The organism is Mesorhizobium sp. P2_E9, assembly GCF_056403815.1.
Genome location: NZ_JBFUET010000018.1, coordinates 99,662 through 116,773 on the forward strand (window position 1 = coordinate 99,662; position 17,112 = coordinate 116,773).

General features: G+C 63.0%; 23 protein-coding genes. 12 read left to right on the top strand and 11 right to left on the bottom strand.

Annotated features, from left to right (window positions below):
* Positions 1-7: 7 nt before the first annotated feature.
* From AC1D05_RS28545 to AC1D05_RS28565, 5 genes are all read left to right on the top strand, one after another.
* Positions 8-385 (top strand): ester cyclase, encoded by a 378-nt coding sequence (locus tag AC1D05_RS28545; protein ID WP_477445195.1) that lies wholly within the window; start codon positions 8-10, stop codon positions 383-385.
* A gap of 83 nt (positions 386-468) precedes the next feature.
* Positions 469-750: a type II toxin-antitoxin system ParD family antitoxin gene (locus tag AC1D05_RS28550; RefSeq protein ID WP_477445197.1), complete on the top strand. Its 282-nt coding sequence runs from the start codon at positions 469-471 to the stop codon at positions 748-750.
* Positions 747-1,031, top strand: coding sequence for a type II toxin-antitoxin system RelE/ParE family toxin (locus AC1D05_RS28555; protein ID WP_477445199.1), 285 nt, complete (start codon positions 747-749; stop codon positions 1,029-1,031). Before AC1D05_RS28550 ends, AC1D05_RS28555 begins: the two co-directional genes overlap by 4 nt.
* A gap of 113 nt (positions 1,032-1,144) precedes the next feature.
* Positions 1,145-2,221: a YeiH family protein gene (locus AC1D05_RS28560; protein ID WP_477445201.1), complete on the top strand. Its 1,077-nt coding sequence runs from the start codon at positions 1,145-1,147 to the stop codon at positions 2,219-2,221.
* Positions 2,222-2,430: 209 nt separating this feature from the next.
* Complete coding sequence (locus AC1D05_RS28565; RefSeq protein ID WP_477445203.1) at positions 2,431-3,480, top strand: alpha/beta hydrolase family protein; 1,050 nt, start codon at positions 2,431-2,433, stop codon at positions 3,478-3,480.
* Between the two features lie 49 nt (positions 3,481-3,529).
* Here the strand turns inward: AC1D05_RS28565 and AC1D05_RS28570 are convergent, their stop codons facing one another.
* From AC1D05_RS28570 to AC1D05_RS28585, 4 genes are all read right to left on the bottom strand, one after another.
* Positions 3,530-4,027: a GAF domain-containing protein gene (locus tag AC1D05_RS28570; protein WP_477445205.1), complete on the bottom strand. Its 498-nt coding sequence runs from the start codon at positions 4,025-4,027 to the stop codon at positions 3,530-3,532.
* Positions 4,028-4,208: 181 nt separating this feature from the next.
* Positions 4,209-4,538, bottom strand: coding sequence for a GYD domain-containing protein (locus AC1D05_RS28575; RefSeq protein ID WP_477445207.1), 330 nt, complete (start codon positions 4,536-4,538; stop codon positions 4,209-4,211).
* Positions 4,539-4,817: 279 nt separating this feature from the next.
* A complete protein-coding gene (locus AC1D05_RS28580) occupies positions 4,818-5,702 on the bottom strand; it encodes an AraC family transcriptional regulator (RefSeq protein WP_477445209.1) in 885 nt (294 codons plus the stop codon).
* A gap of 121 nt (positions 5,703-5,823) precedes the next feature.
* The gene (locus AC1D05_RS28585; protein ID WP_477445211.1) at positions 5,824-6,708 is read right to left on the bottom strand and encodes an AraC family transcriptional regulator; all 885 of its coding nucleotides are present in this window, start codon (positions 6,706-6,708) and stop codon (positions 5,824-5,826) included.
* A 191-nt stretch (positions 6,709-6,899) separates the two neighbouring features.
* On the opposite strand from AC1D05_RS28585, the gene AC1D05_RS28590 reads away from it, so the two are divergent.
* The 3 genes from AC1D05_RS28590 to AC1D05_RS28600 are packed head-to-tail and all read left to right on the top strand — an operon-like array spanning position 6,900 to position 8,535.
* Positions 6,900-7,634: an SDR family oxidoreductase gene (locus AC1D05_RS28590; RefSeq protein ID WP_477445213.1), complete on the top strand. Its 735-nt coding sequence runs from the start codon at positions 6,900-6,902 to the stop codon at positions 7,632-7,634.
* A gap of 19 nt (positions 7,635-7,653) precedes the next feature.
* A complete protein-coding gene (locus tag AC1D05_RS28595; protein ID WP_477445215.1) occupies positions 7,654-7,953 on the top strand; it encodes a hypothetical protein in 300 nt (99 codons plus the stop codon).
* A gap of 12 nt (positions 7,954-7,965) precedes the next feature.
* Positions 7,966-8,535, top strand: a complete 570-nt coding sequence (locus AC1D05_RS28600) for a DNA-3-methyladenine glycosylase I (protein ID WP_477445217.1) — start codon at positions 7,966-7,968, stop codon at positions 8,533-8,535.
* A gap of 19 nt (positions 8,536-8,554) precedes the next feature.
* Here AC1D05_RS28600 and AC1D05_RS28605 read toward each other — a convergent pair whose 3' ends face one another.
* The 3 genes from AC1D05_RS28605 to AC1D05_RS28615 all read right to left on the bottom strand — a co-directional run bounded on the left by AC1D05_RS28605 (position 8,555) and on the right by AC1D05_RS28615 (position 10,952).
* Complete coding sequence (locus AC1D05_RS28605) at positions 8,555-8,713, bottom strand: hypothetical protein (RefSeq protein ID WP_172226088.1); 159 nt, start codon at positions 8,711-8,713, stop codon at positions 8,555-8,557.
* A gap of 149 nt (positions 8,714-8,862) precedes the next feature.
* On the bottom strand, positions 8,863-10,494 hold the full coding sequence (gene groL, locus AC1D05_RS28610; RefSeq protein ID WP_477445219.1) for a chaperonin GroEL: 1,632 nt from the start codon (positions 10,492-10,494) through the stop codon (positions 8,863-8,865).
* Between the two features lie 92 nt (positions 10,495-10,586).
* On the bottom strand, positions 10,587-10,952 hold the full coding sequence (locus AC1D05_RS28615; RefSeq protein ID WP_477445221.1) for a co-chaperone GroES: 366 nt from the start codon (positions 10,950-10,952) through the stop codon (positions 10,587-10,589).
* Between the two features lie 247 nt (positions 10,953-11,199).
* On the opposite strand from AC1D05_RS28615, the gene AC1D05_RS28620 reads away from it, so the two are divergent.
* A complete protein-coding gene (locus tag AC1D05_RS28620; protein WP_477445223.1) occupies positions 11,200-11,454 on the top strand; it encodes a hypothetical protein in 255 nt (84 codons plus the stop codon).
* Entirely contained in the window at positions 11,451-11,717 is a 267-nt protein-coding gene (locus AC1D05_RS28625; RefSeq protein ID WP_027059776.1) for a DUF1488 family protein, read from the top strand. The genes AC1D05_RS28620 and AC1D05_RS28625 overlap by 4 nt, the downstream gene beginning before the upstream one ends.
* An 82-nt stretch (positions 11,718-11,799) precedes the next feature.
* On the opposite strand, the gene AC1D05_RS28630 is transcribed toward AC1D05_RS28625, so the two are convergent.
* The 4 genes from AC1D05_RS28630 to AC1D05_RS28645 all read right to left on the bottom strand — a co-directional run bounded on the left by AC1D05_RS28630 (position 11,800) and on the right by AC1D05_RS28645 (position 13,970).
* Positions 11,800-12,021, bottom strand: coding sequence for a DUF6500 family protein (locus AC1D05_RS28630; protein ID WP_477445225.1), 222 nt, complete (start codon positions 12,019-12,021; stop codon positions 11,800-11,802).
* A 64-nt stretch (positions 12,022-12,085) separates the two neighbouring features.
* Positions 12,086-12,277 carry a hypothetical protein gene (locus tag AC1D05_RS28635; RefSeq protein ID WP_091584990.1) on the bottom strand — a complete coding sequence of 64 codons (192 nt, stop codon included), beginning with the start codon at positions 12,275-12,277 and terminating at the stop codon, positions 12,086-12,088.
* An 11-nt stretch (positions 12,278-12,288) separates the two neighbouring features.
* A complete protein-coding gene (locus AC1D05_RS28640) occupies positions 12,289-12,495 on the bottom strand; it encodes a hypothetical protein (RefSeq protein ID WP_477445227.1) in 207 nt (68 codons plus the stop codon).
* A 413-nt stretch (positions 12,496-12,908) separates the two neighbouring features.
* A complete protein-coding gene (locus AC1D05_RS28645) occupies positions 12,909-13,970 on the bottom strand; it encodes a diguanylate cyclase domain-containing protein (RefSeq protein WP_477445229.1) in 1,062 nt (353 codons plus the stop codon).
* 659 nt (positions 13,971-14,629) lie between these two features.
* Here AC1D05_RS28645 and AC1D05_RS28650 point away from each other — a divergent pair.
* Together AC1D05_RS28650 and AC1D05_RS28655 are read left to right on the top strand one after the other, a co-directional pair.
* Positions 14,630-15,673, top strand: a complete 1,044-nt coding sequence (locus tag AC1D05_RS28650; protein ID WP_477445231.1) for a LacI family DNA-binding transcriptional regulator — start codon at positions 14,630-14,632, stop codon at positions 15,671-15,673.
* 63 nt (positions 15,674-15,736) lie between these two features.
* Positions 15,737-16,984, top strand: coding sequence for an ABC transporter substrate-binding protein (locus tag AC1D05_RS28655; RefSeq protein ID WP_477445233.1), 1,248 nt, complete (start codon positions 15,737-15,739; stop codon positions 16,982-16,984).
* Positions 16,985-17,112: the final 128 nt, after the last annotated feature.

Here is a 17,112-nt window from a genome sequence, read left to right on the forward strand (position 1 = left end):
CATCGCCGTGACCGAAACCGACCTCTATCGAGGCTATATCGACTGCCTCAACAACCAGGATTGGGCGCGGCTGCATCGCTTCGTCCATGACGAGGTGCACTACAACAGTCAGCGGGTCGGGCTGTCAGGCTACCGCGCCATGCTGGAGCGGGATTTTCGCGAAATTCCGGACCTCTATTTCGACGTCCAGTTGCTGATCTCCGATCCGCCTTTCATAGCCAGCCGCATCCAGTTCAATTGCACGCCCAAGGGAACTTTCTTCGGCCTCCCGATCAACGGCCGGAAAGTCTCCTTCAGCGAGAACGTCTTCTATGAATTTCTGAACGACCGGATCAGGAACGTCTGGTCGGTGATCGACAAGGCTGCGATCGAAGCGCAGCTTTGACGGCATGTCGCAGCGCATGAGATAGGTCGTCCTTGCGGCTGGTGGTAAACTTGCCTACCTTGTGTATGCAGGAGAAGACACAGATGGCGAATGTCGAGAAAGTGAGCGTTGCCCTCACCCCTGAGATGGCAACCATGATGCGCGAAGTCGTCGCGGCGGGCGAATACGCCTCGGCGAGTGAAGTCATGCGTGAGGCGCTGCGCGAATGGAAGTTTCGCCGGATGCAGCGTGATCAGGCTGTCGACGAATTGGGCCGGCTTTGGGATGAAGGCATGGCAAGCGGCAACGCCGTCGACGGTGGCGAAGCCTTCGCCCGGATCAAAAGCAAGCTCGATGCCAGGATTGCCGAGCGCACGTCGCAATGACGCTGCGCCTACGGCCGGAAGCCGAAGCGGATATCGAAGCCATCGCGCTCTATATCGCCGAGGATAGTCCCTCGGCGGCACTGCGCTGGTATGACGAAATCCATGCCCATTGCCAGCGGATCGCCGACATGCCGGGAATGGGTGTTGCCCGGCCGGACGTGCGGGTGGGCTTGCGCACGTTCCCTGCAGGAAACTACCTGATCCTCTATCGTCAGATCGACGACGGCGCTGAGATCGTGCGCGTGGTTCATGGCGCGCGTCGGTGGCAGGAATTGTTGTAGCCGAACTGATCGTTCAATCGTTCGTAAAAATCGATCATTCCAACCACAACAATTCGTTGGAATGATCGGTTAAGGAATGGCATTCTCCTGGGGTACTTTCCTGGAGAATTGCATTGTCTTCCGCCAGCCACATCGCGAACGACATTCCGAAAAGCCTGATTCGGACCGACCTGGCCGCCGGCCGCAAGCGGTTCGATTCGGTGTGGAACGGCGTCATTCCGGGCATCGTGCTGGTGGCGATGATCACCGCTGTCGCCTTCTCGGCGCACAATGTCTCCGGCTTCGCGCTGTTCAGCCCGATGATCCTGGCCGTCGTCGCCGGCATGGTCTATTCCAACGTGCTCGGCACCCCGGCGCATGCCAAGGCCGGCATCGCCTTCTCGCAAAAGCGCCTGCTGCGCTTCGCCATCGTGCTGCTCGGCTTCCAGCTGACGCTCGGCCAGGTCGTCTCGATCGGCGCCGGCGGCGTCGGCATCGTGGCGGCGACGCTTGGCACCACCTTCGTCTTCACCATCGCGCTTGGTCGGCTGATCGGCGTCGACCGTAAGCTGGCGCAGCTGATCGCCGCCGGCACCTCGATCTGCGGCGCCTCGGCCATCGTCGCCACCAACATCGTCACCGATGCGCGCGACGAGGACGTCACCTATGCCGTCGCCTCGATCACGCTGTTCGGCACCGTCGCCATGCTCGGCTTCCCGCTGCTGGCGCCCGTGCTCGGCCTCGACCAGCACGCTTTCGGCCTGTGGGCGGGCGCCTCGATCCATGAGGTGGCGCAGGTCATCGGCGCCGGTTTCCAGAACGGCACCCAGTCCGGCGAGATCGCCACCGTGGCCAAGCTGACGCGCGTTGCCATGCTGGCGCCGATGGTCATCGCGCTCGGCCTGATGGCTCGCCGTAAGATGAGCAGCGACCCGTCAAGCGATCAATCTGGCGCACGCCCGCCGATGCCGTGGTTCGTCGCCGCTTTCATCGCCGTGGTGGCGCTGAACAGCCTGGTCACCGTGCCGGCCGAAGTGAAGTCGGCGATGGCGCTCGCCACCACCATCATGTTGACCATGGGGCTCGCCGCCATGGGCCTGCAGGCCGACATTTCACAGCTGCGCTCGCGCGGCCTGCGCCCGCTGGCGCTCGCCTTCTGCGCCTTCCTGTTCATCGGCGGCTTCAGCCTGATGCTGGTGAAACTGGCCTAAGGCTCGAAGGCAGCGCTCCGCGACAACGCCGTTCTGCGCCGAGCGGTCCTCAATCGCGATCAAGCACGTCCTCGATCGTGATTGAGGTCGCGGGTCCCGGTCCGATGCACTGATATCTCCGCGTCAAGACAGCAACCGAACTGCCAGCCAATCCAAACGCTGAAGCCTGCGGGCTCACCAGGGCTGGGCGTTCGGCAACGGAGATATCAATGAAGTTCTGGACCATGCTTTGCACCATTCTTGTTTCGACAATGCTGATGCAACACCCGGCCAACGCCGGCGACGACGTTGGCGTTCGTCACTTTCCCGCTCCTTCAACCGAGCGCGGTACCGACCTTGACGTGACGGTCTGGTATCCGGCGCAGCCGGGCGGAGAGCCGGTCACCCTTGGCGACAGCAAGTTGTTCGTCGGCACCTCAGCCATGCGCGATGCGCCGATGTCAGGTGGAAAATTTCCGCTGATCCTGCTGTCGCATGGCGCCGGCCTGGCGGGAAATCCGCAGGCGCTGAGCTGGATTGCCACGCCTCTGGCCAGGCAGGGTTTCATCGTCGCCGCTCCGACGCATCCGGGCAATACCGGCCCCAACAAATCCGCCGCCGAGACGATGAAACTCTGGCTGCGCCCCGCCGATCTCGCGGCAACGCTGGACGCGATCGGCAAGGACGCCTTCTTCGCCGATCACCTCGAGCAAGGCAAAGTCGGCGTTCTCGGCCTTTCCATGGGCGGCAACACGGCACTGGCGATAGCCGGCGCCCGCGTCGACCCGAAACTGCTGGCGGCCTATTGCGACACGGACCGGCTCAACGCCTCGCTTTGCCAGTGGATCAGGCAAAGCGGTGTTGACCTCCACGCCATGGATCTGCAGCCCGCCGGCCGCGACAACAGCGACGAGCGCATCCGCTTCGCCATGGCGATCGATCCCGCGCCGGTCGATGTTTTCGACGCCAAAAGCTTCGCCAGCATCAAGATTCCGGTCGCCATCGTCAATCTCGGCCGGCCGGGAAAAATCCCGGCAACCACCGACGCCTCCGGCATCGCAAAAGCGATTGCAAAGGCGAGCTACGCGACGATCGAGGATGCCAGCCACTACAGCATGTTCGGTGGGTGCAAGCCTGGTGCATTGGCCATCACCGCGTCCGAAGAGATCGGTGATCCGCTGTGCGATGATGGGGGTGGGCGATCACGCGGTGAGATTCATGCGCAGCTGATTGATATGGCGACCGCCGCTTTCACGCGCGCGCTGAAGCCTGGGCAGTAGGCCTGCAAGGCAGAACTCGACGCCGACGCGTTATCTCAACTGCGACCGCTCAATCCTCGAACGAACTCGACGCGGCGTAGATCGCCGCCAGCGTCTCGATGCCCGCCTGGTCGGCCTTGTCGAAGCGGCCGGGCAGCGGGCTGTCGAGATCGAGCACGCCGAACACGCCTTCATCGTCTTCGAGCAGAACGACGAGTTCCGAGCGCGAATCGGCGTCGCAGGCGATGTGGCCGGGGAAATCGTGCACGTCCTTGATCAGCATCGAAGTGCCGAGTTCGACCGCCGTTCCACACACGCCCTTGCCGACCGCGATGCGCACGCAGGCCGGCTTGCCCTGGAAGGGTCCGAGCACCAGTTCCTCGTCCGAGGCCAGGAAATAGAAGCCGGCCCAGTTGAGGTCGGGCACCATCTGGAAGATCAGCGCCGCCGTGTTGGCGGCATTGGCGATCGAGTCGCCCTCGCCGTCGAGCAGCGCCTTCAACTGAGTGGCGAGGTCGCGGTAGAACGCGGCCTTGTCCGAGGTGTCGATGGCCTTTGCCGCAAACATGGCTTGTCTCCGTGTTCAGAATCGCGGTTGCGTTTCAGCAAGCTCTCTGCACAAACGACCACCGGACGATACTAGCTTGAATTCCAGTCGCCGCGAAAGTCGGAAGAAGATGCCCTGTCCGACACGCGGCAGCACGGCGCGTCCATCGAACCGTGCTGCCTTGATCAAGAAGGCAAGTCCATCAGCCGGCGGGTTTGTACGCGCCGGCAGCCTTGTTGGCAGCCGCGAGCACGGCCTTCATGTCGAGTTCTTCCAGTACAACCATCTCGGTCAGCGAGCCGCTCGCTCGCACCGCAAGGGACATGCCAATCCCCGCTGACTGGTCCGGCACCTCGCCATTGACAACGACGTCATAGATGCCGCGTGTGAACATCACGCTGTTCATCTTGCCGCCAACGCTTTCAAAAAGCGCCTTGACCGCAGCCTGCCTGTCCGAGCCTTGCATCAATCCTTTGGCGGCATGAGGCGCATAGTTTGCCAAGATAGTCACTTTCATGGGTATTTCCTCCAAATGTCATTGTCTCGTGCTGCTCCATAATTCGAGCGGCACGGACTGATTTATTTTTCGGAACAATAGCAGGCGCCCTGGGACGCGTTGGCGGCCAAGGGCGCGCTGCGGGATAAATATGCGCTGAAGCTAATATAATGACAATACCGGACACGCCGATACTGCCGACAGGAAGGTGTCTGGCCGGATCCCACCTCGGCCCAAGACATCGAACTCGCGCCGCTGACGCGCGATCTGGTGCTGGGCTGAGCAGGACATAGCGACAGGCCGCTATTGCCGGCGCTATTTCAGGGGCAGAAAGAGCTCAACGACCACTTCGTGCAGCGGCCCTTCCGCGACGAGGGACAGGTGTCGTTGGCAATAGACCGGAAAGTCGCGCACTTCCTCGCCGCTGGCCGGAAGCCATTCACGATAAAGGTAAAGTGCCGCGGGCTCGAGATTGTTGGTGTTGCCGGGGTAGCGCAGCACCGCGCAGCGTCCGCCGGGGATCACCCCAGCCTTCATCTGTCCGTCATTCGCGTCGATCGGCTGGTCGGTGCCAACACAAATGTCCATGCTGTAATCGGCCGCGACCGCGGGCTCCCGTTCGGAACGGAAGATGTTGAAGGTCGGGCTTGTCTGCGGCGACAGGCCGTGGGCTTTGCGCCAGGCGATGAACCGCTGGATGGTGTCCTGAAGCGTCGCCCGGTCGCCGCGATGCTCCATAACAGCCACCGGCGTTGGCGGCACATCGCGGATCATCACGTCGTTATGGTCAAAGATTATCTGCATGAGCGTGTTCCTTGCTTTGTCGAAAGGCCCGAAGGCCATGAGCCACGCCCCCCAGTCGGGAGATTTCCGGAACGACGAAGGCGATTGTCCGAACCGTTGCCGAAAGGCGCGGGCAAAGGCATCCGGTGCGTCGTAACCGGCATCCATCGCTATATCGGTGACGCTTTCGGCGTCGCTTCCGGCAAGCCTGTACGAAGCGCGCTTCAAGCGGGCGAGTTGGACATAGCGATGCACGGACACCCCGAAGGTTGACGTGAACTGCCGGTGGAAATGGTATTTCGAGAACGCCGCGACGCCGCTCAATGCTTCCAGATCCAGATCGTCATCCAGATGCTGGTCTATATGATCCAGCACCCGCTGCATCCGGGCATGGTAGTTTTCAAGTGCCGCCTTCAACGTCCCGTCCTCCGTAGCGACCCCAGTTAGGCGCTCCCATAGATGACACGCTCGACCGATCTTGCGGTTTGACGTGGGATCCCCGCCAGCGGCCTCCTGCAGGTGCCGGATGTCCGTGATCCTACCGGCTTGCCGCGACATCGCGCAGCGGTGGCCGACCATAGAGCCGGCTGTACTCGCGGCTGAACTGCGACGGGCTCTGGTAGCCGACGCTGTAGCCGGCCGAGCCGACATCCAGCCGCTCAGCCAGCATCAGCCGCCGCGCCTCGTGCAGACGCAGCTGCTTCTGGTACTGCATCGGCGTCATCGCCGTGACCGCCTTGAAATGATGATGCAGCGACGACACGCTCATGCCGGCATGTCCGGCCAGCTCTTCGATGCGCAGCGGCCGCGTGAAGTTCTGCCGCAGCCAGGCGACCGCCTGGGCGATCCTGTTGCTCGGCGTCTCGACCATGGCGATCTGCAATAGGCTGGGACCGAACGGACCGGTGGCCACACGGTAGAGGATCTCCTGCTCGATCAACGGCGCCATGGCGGGAATATCCCGTGGTCGGTCCAGCAGGCGCAGCAGCCGCATGACAGCATCGAGCAAGTCGGGTGGCGCCTTGTTGACCGCCACCGCCCGCATGTCGTGCGGGGCGGCCGGCGCCGTACCGATGCGGCCGAACAGTTCCTTCAGCCGCTCCGGCTCGATCCTGAGACCAAGCCCAAGGTTCGGCACCTGCGGGCTCGCCTCCGTCACGCGCGATACGACCGGCAGGTCAAGCGACACGACCAGATAATCGCCAACGCCATAGGTATGGAGTTCCGGCCCGAGCGTCAGGCTTTTCGCGCCCTGCACCACCAGCGCGAAGCACGGCCATTGCGCGGTGTAGACGCTTTTGTCGGTCGAGGAACGCCGGCTGAAGAACAAGGTGTCGATCGCCGTCGCGCACTCTTCGTCCTCCCCCGTGAAGCGGGCGATGATCGACGCCATCTCGCCATAAGGGTCGTGTGCAGTCGTCAAACGGCACCTGAAGTCTTCGAAATCATCATGACGCGATCATATCCGATCCTGCAATCCCGGCCAGCCGCGACAGCCGATCTTTGCAGGATCATGCATGAATCTTGCAGGATCGCGATAACGCCCGGCGGTCGCCACGTCGCATAACGCCGCCATCGGGAGCTTTGCCTCCCAACCAACAGGCGGAGCCTTTCATGACAAGTTCACCCGGCAAGGTCGTACTGATCACCGGCGCCTCAAGCGGCATCGGCGAGGCCACGGCCCGCCATCTCGCAGCAAGCGGCCACAGCATCGTGCTCGGCGCCCGGCGCACCGAGCGGATTGCTGATATCGCGCGAGACATCGAACTGGCCGGTGGCCAGGCATTTTCCCGGGAACTCGATGTCACCGAGCTCGACAGCATGAAAAACTTCGTCGCCGCCGCTCATGAGCGCCATGGCCGGATCGACGTGCTAGTCAACAATGCCGGCGTGATGCCGCTGTCGTTCATGGCCGAGTTGCGCGTCGACGACTGGAACCGCATGATCGATGTCAATCTGCGTGGCGTGCTCAACGGCATCGCCGCCGTGCTGCCGGTCATGACCGAACAGAAATCCGGGCACATCATCAACGTCGCCTCGGTCTCCGGGCATCGGGTCGACCCGACGGCCGCCGTCTACAGCGCCACCAAATTCGCGGTCAGGGCGCTGTCTGAAGGGCTGCGCCAGGAAAGCCGGAACCTGCGCGTGACGGTGGTCAGCCCCGGCCTCACCCGCACTGAGCTGTTCGACGGCATCGCCAACCCACAGGTCGAGGCCGGCGCCCGCGCCATGCTGGATGATGCCTCCATCCCGCCCGGTGCAATTGCCGAAGCGATCGGCTTTGCCATCGGCCAGCCGGATGGCGTCGACGTCAACGAACTGGTCGTGCGCCCGACGGCGCAAGGCTGAGCACCAACGGAGAGATGACATGACCGAAGCGATCGAAGTGACGACCTTCAGGCTGAACGGCCAGTCCTGCGCCGAATTCATCGCCGCCAATGCCGATATCGACGCCTGGCTGAAGCGCCAGCCGGGCTTCCGGTCGCGCCGCATCGCCGAGCGCGACGACGGCACCATCGTCGACGTGCTGATCTGGGGTTCAGTCGAGGCCGGCCACAAGGCGGCAGGCGGCATCATGACCGAGATGGGGCATTCGCCGGTACATGCGATGATCGACCAGCGCACGGTGGACTGGACCGTGGCGCCGGTTCGCCACACTATCGGGTGACGGAGGACCGAGATGGACATTCACGCACATCACCGCTGCGGCTGGGCCGAAGGCGACCCGCTGATGCGCGCCTATCACGACGAGGAATGGGGCGTGCCGCAGCATGATCCCCGCATGCTGTGGGAAATGCTGATGCTGGAAGGCTTTCAGGCCGGTCTCGCCTGGATCATCGTGCTCAGGAAGCGCGAAGCCTTCCGCGCCGCCTTCGCCGGTTTCGATCCACAGAAAGTCGCGCGCTTCGGCCCGGCCGATATCGAGCGGGTGATGGCCGATCCCGGCATCGTGCACGCCCGCGCCAAGATCGAAGCGACGATCCGCGGCGCGCAGATCTTCTGCGAGATGGCGGAGCGCGGCGAGAGCTTTGCCGACTTCTGCTGGTCGTTCACCGATGGCAAGGTGATCAAGAGCGACGGCCATGGCTTCATCGCCACATCGCCGCTGTCCGAACGGATTTCCAAGGAGATGAAGCGCCGCGGCTTCAAATTCGTCGGCCCGACCATCGTCTATGCCTGGATGCAGGCCGTCGGCATCGTCAACGACCACGCCTCCGGCTGCTTCCGGCGATCGCAAGTCGCGCTTTGATCGCGGCGGCGTCAGTCGCCTACATCGGGCGTTTGGGCTCGCTCTTGGGCGGCGTTGCCGTGTCTGAATCGGATTTCTTGTGCTTGTCGGCGGCAATCCTGCGGATGCGGTCGAAGCGGCTTTCCTCGGTTTTTTCGGTCGTGACGACCGTCTCTGGCTTCCGCACGAACGTGATCATGGATCCGTCTCCTGGGCTAGAGGCCTGTGCGCCGGGAGAAATCCCCCGGCGGTAATCATTTCAACTCCTGTGAAGAGCTGGCCTGGTCGGATTCAAGTCAGATCCGAAAGATGGCTCCTGAGAAGCCACCTTCGCAGACCGGCTGAATTTTAGTAGCCGCCCATACCACCGCCACCACCACCCGCAGGTGCCGCATCCTTGGCCGGGATATCGGTGATCATCGCTTCGGCGGTGATCAGAAGTGCTGCGATCGAGCCGGCGTCCTGCAGTGCGGTGCGCACGACCTTTGCCGGGTCGACGATGCCGGCCTTGATCATGTCGACATAGGTCTCGTTCTGGGCATCAAAGCCCTGATTGTGATCCTTGCTGTCGGTGAGCTTGCCGACGACGATCGAGCCTTCGACGCCGGAATTCTCGGCGATCTGGCGGATCGGCGCTTCGAGCGCGCGCAGCACAATCGAAATGCCTGCCGTCACATCGTCATTGGCGCCGGTCAGGCCGGCAAGCGCCGAACGGGCACGCAGCAGGGCGACGCCGCCGCCGGGCACAATGCCTTCCTCGACCGCCGCGCGCGTCGCATTCAGCGCGTCGTCGATGCGGTCCTTCTTTTCCTTGACTTCCGACTCGGTGACGCCGCCGACGCGGATGACGGCAACGCCGCCCGACAACTTGGCCAGCCGCTCCTGCAGCTTTTCCTTGTCGTAGTCGGAGGTGGTCTCCTCGATCTGGCCCTTGATCTGGGCGACACGCGCCTGGATGGTCGCCTTGGTGCCGGCGCCGTCGATGATCGTGGTGGTGTCCTTCTCGATCAGCACGCGCTTGGCGCGGCCGAGCATCTCGATGGTGACGTTTTCGAGCTTGATGCCGAGATCCTCGGAAATCATCTGGCCCGCGGTCAGCACCGCGATGTCTTCCAGCATCGCCTTGCGGCGATCACCGAAGCCCGGCGCCTTGACGGCCGCGACCTTGAGGCCGCCGCGCAATTTGTTGACGACCAGCGTGGCAAGCGCCTCGCCTTCGACGTCTTCCGAGATGATCAGCAGCGGCCTGCCGCTCTGCACCACCGCTTCGAGGATTGGCAGCATCGCCTGCAGATTGCCGAGCTTCTTCTCGTGGATGAGGACGTAGGGCTCTTCCAGTTCGACGCGCATCTTGTCGGCATTGGTGACGAAATACGGTGAGAGATAGCCGCGGTCGAACTGCATGCCCTCGACGACGTCGAGTTCGGTTTCGGCGGTCTTGGCTTCCTCGACGGTGATGACACCGTCATTGCCGACCTTGTCCATCGCCTTGGCGATCATCTCGCCGACGGTCGCGTCGCCATTGGCGGCGATGGTGCCGACCTGGGCGATCTCGGCCGACGACTTGACCTTCTTGGCCTTCGACTTGATTTCCCCGACGACGGCGGCAACCGCCTGGTCGATGCCGCGCTTCAAGTCCATCGGGTTCATGCCGGCGGCAACCAGCTTGGCGCCTTCGCGCAGGATCGAGGCAGCCAGCACCGTGGCGGTGGTGGTGCCGTCACCGGCGAGGTCGTTGGTCTTCGAGGCCACTTCGCGCACCATCTGCGCGCCCATGTTCTCGAACTTGTCGGCAAGCTCGATTTCCTTGGCGACGGTGACGCCGTCCTTGGTGATGCGCGGCGCGCCATAGGCCTTGTCGATGATGACGTTGCGGCCCTTGGGGCCGAGCGTGACCTTCACCGCATTGGTGAGGATCTCGACGCCGCGCAGCATGCGGTCACGCGCGTCGGTGGCGAATTTGATTTCCTTGGCAGACATGATTTTCATCCAGTTCGGTTGATGAAGGCAGAGCCTCCATGATCAATCTCTGAGCGGCCTTGCGCGTCCCGAAGGACACGCGGGCGCGCTGATCAGGCAGCCTTCTTGGCGGCCACGGTCTTGGCGGCAACAGTCTTGGCGGCCACGGTCTTCTCGGGCGCTGCCTCGCTCTTGTCGATGACGCCCATGATGTCGGCTTCCTTCATGATCAGAAGGTCCTCGCCGTCGATCTTGACCTCGGTGCCCGACCATTTGCCGAACAGGATCAGGTCGCCCGCCTTGACGTCGAGCGGAACAAGCGCGCCGTTTTCGTCGCGTGCGCCGGGGCCGACGGCGATGACTTCGCCTTGCTGCGGCTTTTCCTTGGCATTGTCGGGAATGATGATGCCGCCCTTGGATTTGATATCGCCTTCGGCGCGCCGGATGACGACGCGGTCGTGGAGTGGCCGAAACTTCATGAAAACTTCTTTCTGGGGCCAGCTTAGGCGGCCGCTTCCCCCATATAGGCGCTTTGGCACTCGATAGATAGGAGTGCCAAAAATTATTCGCGGGGCCAATGAAATATTGAAAAGTATTATTTCGGTCGGCGATTCCGTGATATCGCGAATGGCATAAATAATTCGAAAAATTGAATTTTGCCGGTCGAGTGCCTATTTATCGGACAAGTTCACTTTCACGATTTCAAACGCAAGGGAGATTTGTTCGATGGCCGAAGGCAATCAGACGATCATGGAAAAAGCTGAAGCCCGCTTTGTCGACAAGCAGAAGAAGACGGCCGAGCGCAACAAGGCAACCGCCGAGTACATGTCCGAGGCCAAGGCCAGGGAGATCAAGACGGCGAAGCTCAGGATTTTGCGGCTGGCCAAGGAAGAGGCCGACCGGGTCGCCGAAGCCCTGAACCCGACGCCGAAGAAGAAGCGGGCGACCAAGAAGGCCGCCACAATGGAGGTCAAGACATGAGTCTCACTTTCCCCAACCGCAGCCGCAGCTACGACGAAGCCGGCAAGCGCATCCGTTTCGTCGGCCATGACGGCATGTTCCAGATTTCCTTCTCGGTCGCCGCCGACGCGATGACCCGGATGCAACCGGCAACCGCGGCCAACGAGGCAGGCTACCTCGCCACGTTCGACACGCAGAGCAGTGCCATCCGCGACGTGGCGTCGAAGGCTTACGACCGCACCCGCAAGAGCATGTATGTGCTGACGGCCGCCGACTTCGGCTGATCAGCCCAATGCATGTCGCTCAAAAGTGGCCCCGGTTTTGAGACAACGACATGCATAGAAACGACATGCATAGAAACAAAGACTAAACCTCCATGCCTTCGATCATCGTGCGTATCTTCGAGGCCTTTTCGAAATGATCGAGGCGGTGGGTTCTGATCCACCATTCCGCTGCTTCCATCAGTAGTTCGGGGTCGTCATTCCTGTTGGCGAAAAACGCGTAGAACGACACGCCGACGGCAGGCCCTTTCTCGGAGATTTTGCGGTCGCAGACCGCCAGTATCTTTTGCCTCAGGCTCGCTCTCACGGGAATCCTCTGGTTTTGGTTCGGCTGGGTCTTGGCCCGGCCTTCGAGCCGGCAACCGGAACGTTCAATCCTTGCGCTCCGCCCTCTCCCGGCGCCTGACGTCGCGCACATTCATCTGCACGACCATGTCCTCGGCCTCGCGCGGGCTCATGCCGACCATCACTTTTTGCCTGACCACGGCTGGCTGGCCGGTGAAGACGTCGACTATGGTCCAGCTCTGGGGAAGCTCCATGCGCAGTGTGTAGCGATTGGCCATACTGGCTTACCTCAGCCATGCATCATGAAAAACACGGCTCCGAGGACCAGCACCGTCCAGACGATCACCGACAGCTTCAGCACCATGCCGCCATGCGCGGCCAGAAACTCCCGCAAGCGCGGCACGATGCCTGCCGAAGAGGCCGGTGCCGCCAGAACAGCCACACGTGCCTTGACACCAAGTTTTCCAAAGACCGGCAGCAGTGACGGTTCACGCACGAAATAACCTCGAATGTCGGGGAAATCGGAGCGAGCATGCTCGCGCCCTTGCATAGCACTCTTTTCGCGAGTGCCCTGCACGCCAAATGCAAATAGGCGGTATTAACGTCGGCCCTACGCCTTCATGGCCTGAACCGCGCAAATCGGCTGCGATAGGAGATCCGGCGCAGGTTTACCGCTATATGATTTTTGGAGGCCTCGCCTCGGGATCGAACCGAGGCTTCAGAGATTTGCCGTCTCCAGCGTAGCCGCTCCGCCACGAGGCCATTGCCGTTGACCTAACGGGGAAATGCTTGCGGAAAAGTTAAGCCCGAAGGCCGTTCTGTCGACACTTTGCGAAATGCCCGCTTGGCGCTTGCCACGACGACGCTATGCGCTTTTCCCATAGCCGTTCAGGCATTTCCTGAAAGAGCTCAGGCCGCGGCACTCCGGCCTTTCGCACCGGCTTCCGCCTTGAAGATGCGGAACGTGTTGCGCCCTGCCGCCTTGGCGGCATAGAGCGCGGTGTCGGCCTGCGCGAACAGCTCGCAAGGCGAGCCTGCCCCGGCAAAGGCAATACCGACCGAGGCGCCGAGCCTCAGCGACTGGCCGCGGACCGCCACCGGCTTGCCCATCCTCTCGATGATGCCGCGCGCCACGCCGGAGACAGCGCCCCGGTCGAGATGCGACCCGAGCAGGACCGCGAATTCGTCGCCGCCGACGCGCGCCACCAGTTCCGCCTCGCCGCAGCCGCCGGCAAGGCGCTCGGCCGCCGCCTTCAGGCACTCGTCACCGACGACATGGCCGAACGTGTCGTTGACCGCCTTGAAGCCGTCGAGGTCGACCAGCAACAGCGCGCCGAGCGGGCGGCTGGCATCCACCTGCGCCAGCCGCGCCTGGAACCGGGTGCGGTTGGCAAGCCCGGTCATGGCGTCGAATTCGGCGAGATAGCGCATCCGGTCCGAGAGGATCTTTTCCTCGGTGATGTCCTGCTTCATGCCGAAGATACGCACCGGCACACCCTCCTCGCACTCGACGGTCGCGGTGATGCGGATCCAGCGGCTGTGTCCGGCGAAAGTGGTGATCTCGGCGTCGAGGGAAAAGCCGCTGCGCTCGGCGATCGCCCGGCTGCGCAAACTGTCCAGCGCCTTGCGCGACTCCGTCGGATAGCACTTGACGATTTCCGAGCGATCGAGGACCGAGCCGCGTGGCAGGTCGAACAGATCATAGACCACATCGGTCCAGTGCAGCTGTTCGCCGGGCAGGCTGCACTCCCACACGCCGATCCGCGCGGCGACCGAGGCGCGGTCGAATATCTTGCGGCTGTGCGCCAGCGAAACCTCTTGCCTGGCGATCAGCGCGGCCTGTGCCGCGACTTGCCGCTTGAGTTGGGCGTCGGCGGCGGCATCGCGACGGCGCTCGTCGGCGCTGTCGTGCCCCGCCCGCTTGCCGGGCTGCGAGGCCGGGCCTTTCGGAGCGTATGATGGATCGGGCATGGCGGAATTCCTGGCGGGGACCCACCATGGCGCAACAGCGATTAAAACTTCGCTGACAATCCGAGGGTTCCTCGCCCCACGGGAGTGGCTACGGCATGCACACATCTCCAAGCAGCTGGTCTTTGGCGATAGCGTGACTGATCAGCCCGAGGCTTGATTGCCACGTGGTTCCCCCAATCCGTCGCTGCTCCGCAGCGCCACCTTTCGCCCCTCCGGAGGGAAAGGAAGGGAGCGTTGCTGGACGAGCGTTGACGGCAAAAAGCCTGGCGCCTTTCCTCTACCCCGTCGATCGGGGGGTCCGAAGGACGGGCGAGACCCGTGGCTCGCCCCGACAGGTGGCTCGGCGAAGCCGAGACGGAGTGGGGGTCGACCAGCGCAGCACAAGACAATGCATGCGCCAAGCTGCCATGCACGCCAATCACAGAAAGATGTGTGCACAGCATAGAGTGGGGGGCGAGGAACCCAAGTCTTAGCCTCAGCCCTTGCTCTTCCCACCGAGTGACCTTCGCCACTTTTCCGCTTGAACGCTCCCCCAATCTGGCCTAGCCTGACCTGAGAAAAGGTTTTTCCAAACAGTTTCGAGCGGGCTCGGCCATTGGCCGGGCCTTATTCCGGCCTGTAAGAGAAAACCTTTTCCCAACTAAGGATTTCCGTGCGCGATGGCATCGGACGATCAGCCAGTTCCGGTCTTTCCCAAGCCCGTCACCTTGCGTGACGTGGCGGCGCAGGCCGGCGTCAGTGTCGCCACCGCTTCGAAGGCGCTCAACGACCAGGGGCGCATGACCGCCGAGACGCGCGAGCGTATCCGCGAGACGGCGCGCAGCCTCGGCTTCCGCCCCAACAGCCTGGCGCAGAGCCTGCTCCGGCGCCGCTCTTTCACCGTCGGCCTGCTCACCAACGATACCTATGGCCGCTTCTCGCTGCCGCTGATGTCGGGCATTTCGGACGCGCTGGTCGACAATGGCGTCTCGGTGTTCCTGTGCAATGTCGAGGAGGATCCGCGCCTCGGCCAGCTGCATGTCGACGCCATGCTCGACAAGCGCGTCGACGGCATCATCGCCACCGGCAAGCGCATCGACCGCCATCTGCCTGTCGATCTCAGCAATTTGCGCGTGCCGGTGATCTATGCCTTCACCCAGCCCGATCCCGACGCCGTCGCCTTTGTCTCCGACGATGCCGGCGGCGCGCGGCTGGCGGTCGAGCATTTCTGCCGGCTCGGCCGCAGGCGCATCGCCCATGTCAGCGGGCCGGCGAGCTTTGCCGTGGTCCATGCCCGCGCCCAGGCCTATCGCGACGTGCTCGCAGAAAACGGGCTGCCGGTCACCGATCCGCTGCTTGGCTCCTGGTCGGAAGCCTGGGGGCATGAGGCTGTGGCGCGGCTGTTCGACAGCGTGGGAGAAAAACCGGACGCCGTCTTCTGCGGCAACGACCAGATCGCGCGCGGCGTCATCGATGCTCTGCGCGAACGCGGCCTCGCCGTTCCCAGTGACGTCGGCGTCATCGGCTTCGACAATTGGGAGATTGTCGCCGAAGCGACGCGCCCGCCGCTGACTTCGGTCGACATGAACCTGACGGCGCTCGGCCGCGAAGCCGGGCTGACCCTGCTTTCGCTGGTCGGCGGCACATCAGCCGCGCCGGGTATTCGAAAACTGCCGTGCCGGTTGGTGGTGCGGCATTCCTGCGGCCGCCCGATGGACGGCTGAAAACGAAGCGCCGCGCGAGCGGCGCCAAGCCGCGGACAGCGGCCAAACCTGGAGGAGGAGAAGATGAGGAACCTGATTGCCAAACTGGCCCTGACCGCTGCCGTGCTGGGCAGCGGCCTCGGCGCTGCCGCCGCCGACACCGCCAACATCTGGGTGCGTGCCGACGGCTCGAACTTCATGCCGAAGATCGTCGACGCCTACAACAAGGCGCACAAGGACCAGATCAAGCTCGACATCATCCCCAATGCCGAGATCATCCCGAAATATGGCGCCGCCGCCGCCGGCGGAACGGCGCCCGACGCGCTGTCGCTCGACCTGATCTACACACCGTCCTTCGCCGCCTCCGGCCAGTTGGAGGACATCACCGACTGGGCGAAGTCCCTGCCCTATTTCGCCAGCCTGTCGCCGGCGCATGTCAAGACCGGTACCTACAAGGACCATATCTATGGCCTGCCCTTCTCGGCCGACGCCTCGGTGCTGATCTGGAACAAGAAGCTGTTCAAGCAGGCCGGCCTCGACCCTGAAAAAGGTCCGACCAACTGGGCCGAGATCGCCGCCGATGCCGAGAAGGTCAACGCACTTGGCGGCAACAACAAGGGCTTCTACTTCTCCGGCAATTGCGGCGGCTGCAACATCTTCACCTTCACGCCGCTGATCTGGGCTTCGGGCGGCGATATCCTCTCGGAAGACGGCTCGAAAGCGACGCTGGACAGCCCGCAATTGCGTGGCGCCATCGACCTCTACCGCTCGATGGTCAAGAAGGATCTGGTGCCGGCAGGCGCGCAGACCGACACCGGCGCCAACTTCTTTGCCGCCTTTGCCGCCGGCAATATCGGCATCTCGCCCTCCGGCGCCTTCGCCATCGGCGCCCTCAACACCCAGTACCCCAATGTCGACTATGGCGTCACCTTCCTGCCCGGCAAGGATGGCGGCTGGTCGTCCTTTGCCGGCGGCGACAATTTCGTCGTCACCAAGGGCACCAAGAAGCTCGCCGTGGTGAAGGAGTTTTTGGACTTCGCTTATTCGCTGGAAGGCCAGACCATCCTCGCCAAATATGGCAGCCTGCCGGTACGCGGCGACATCGCCAAGGATGCGCTGAAAGATCTCGACCCGCGCTACCAGATCGCCGCCGAGGCTATGGCCAAGGGCAAGACGCCCTATTCGGTGGTGTTCAACGATCTGATCAACTCCGCCAACGGCCCGTGGACGCAGATGATCAACGAGGTCTTCTTCGGCGACGATGTCGACGGCGCCATCGCCAACGCGCAGGAGACCATGCAGTCGATCATCGACCAGGCGCCGCAGAAGTAAGCGGCCGCCCCCACCTCCCCCTCGAGGGGAGGTCGGACCGCAGGTCCGGGTGGGGTCGTCTCGGCAGTGCTCGACGTTCCTTTTTTCGTCGGCGCGCTCCGGAGAGAACCCCACCCCCGGCCTACGGC

Coding starts and splice junctions, on each gene's coding strand:
- AC1D05_RS28625 (WP_027059776.1), top strand. CDS start 11,451: ATGAGTCTCACTTTCCCCAACCGCAGCCGCAGCTACGACGAAGCCGGC.
- AC1D05_RS28635 (WP_091584990.1), bottom strand. CDS start 12,277: ATGGCCAATCGCTACACACTGCGCATGGAGCTTCCCCAGAGCTGGACC.
- AC1D05_RS28645 (WP_477445229.1), bottom strand. CDS start 13,970: ATGCCCGATCCATCATACGCTCCGAAAGGCCCGGCCTCGCAGCCCGGC.
- AC1D05_RS28650 (WP_477445231.1), top strand. CDS start 14,630: ATGGCATCGGACGATCAGCCAGTTCCGGTCTTTCCCAAGCCCGTCACC.
- AC1D05_RS28565 (WP_477445203.1), top strand. CDS start 2,431: ATGAAGTTCTGGACCATGCTTTGCACCATTCTTGTTTCGACAATGCTG.
- AC1D05_RS28600 (WP_477445217.1), top strand. CDS start 7,966: ATGGACATTCACGCACATCACCGCTGCGGCTGGGCCGAAGGCGACCCG.
- AC1D05_RS28605 (WP_172226088.1), bottom strand. CDS start 8,713: ATGATCACGTTCGTGCGGAAGCCAGAGACGGTCGTCACGACCGAAAAA.
- groL (WP_477445219.1), bottom strand. CDS start 10,494: ATGTCTGCCAAGGAAATCAAATTCGCCACCGACGCGCGTGACCGCATG.
- AC1D05_RS28550 (WP_477445197.1), top strand. CDS start 469: ATGGCGAATGTCGAGAAAGTGAGCGTTGCCCTCACCCCTGAGATGGCA.
- AC1D05_RS28595 (WP_477445215.1), top strand. CDS start 7,654: ATGACCGAAGCGATCGAAGTGACGACCTTCAGGCTGAACGGCCAGTCC.
- AC1D05_RS28590 (WP_477445213.1), top strand. CDS start 6,900: ATGACAAGTTCACCCGGCAAGGTCGTACTGATCACCGGCGCCTCAAGC.
- AC1D05_RS28615 (WP_477445221.1), bottom strand. CDS start 10,952: ATGAAGTTTCGGCCACTCCACGACCGCGTCGTCATCCGGCGCGCCGAA.
- AC1D05_RS28555 (WP_477445199.1), top strand. CDS start 747: ATGACGCTGCGCCTACGGCCGGAAGCCGAAGCGGATATCGAAGCCATC.
- AC1D05_RS28655 (WP_477445233.1), top strand. CDS start 15,737: ATGAGGAACCTGATTGCCAAACTGGCCCTGACCGCTGCCGTGCTGGGC.
- AC1D05_RS28620 (WP_477445223.1), top strand. CDS start 11,200: ATGGCCGAAGGCAATCAGACGATCATGGAAAAAGCTGAAGCCCGCTTT.
- AC1D05_RS28570 (WP_477445205.1), bottom strand. CDS start 4,027: ATGTTTGCGGCAAAGGCCATCGACACCTCGGACAAGGCCGCGTTCTAC.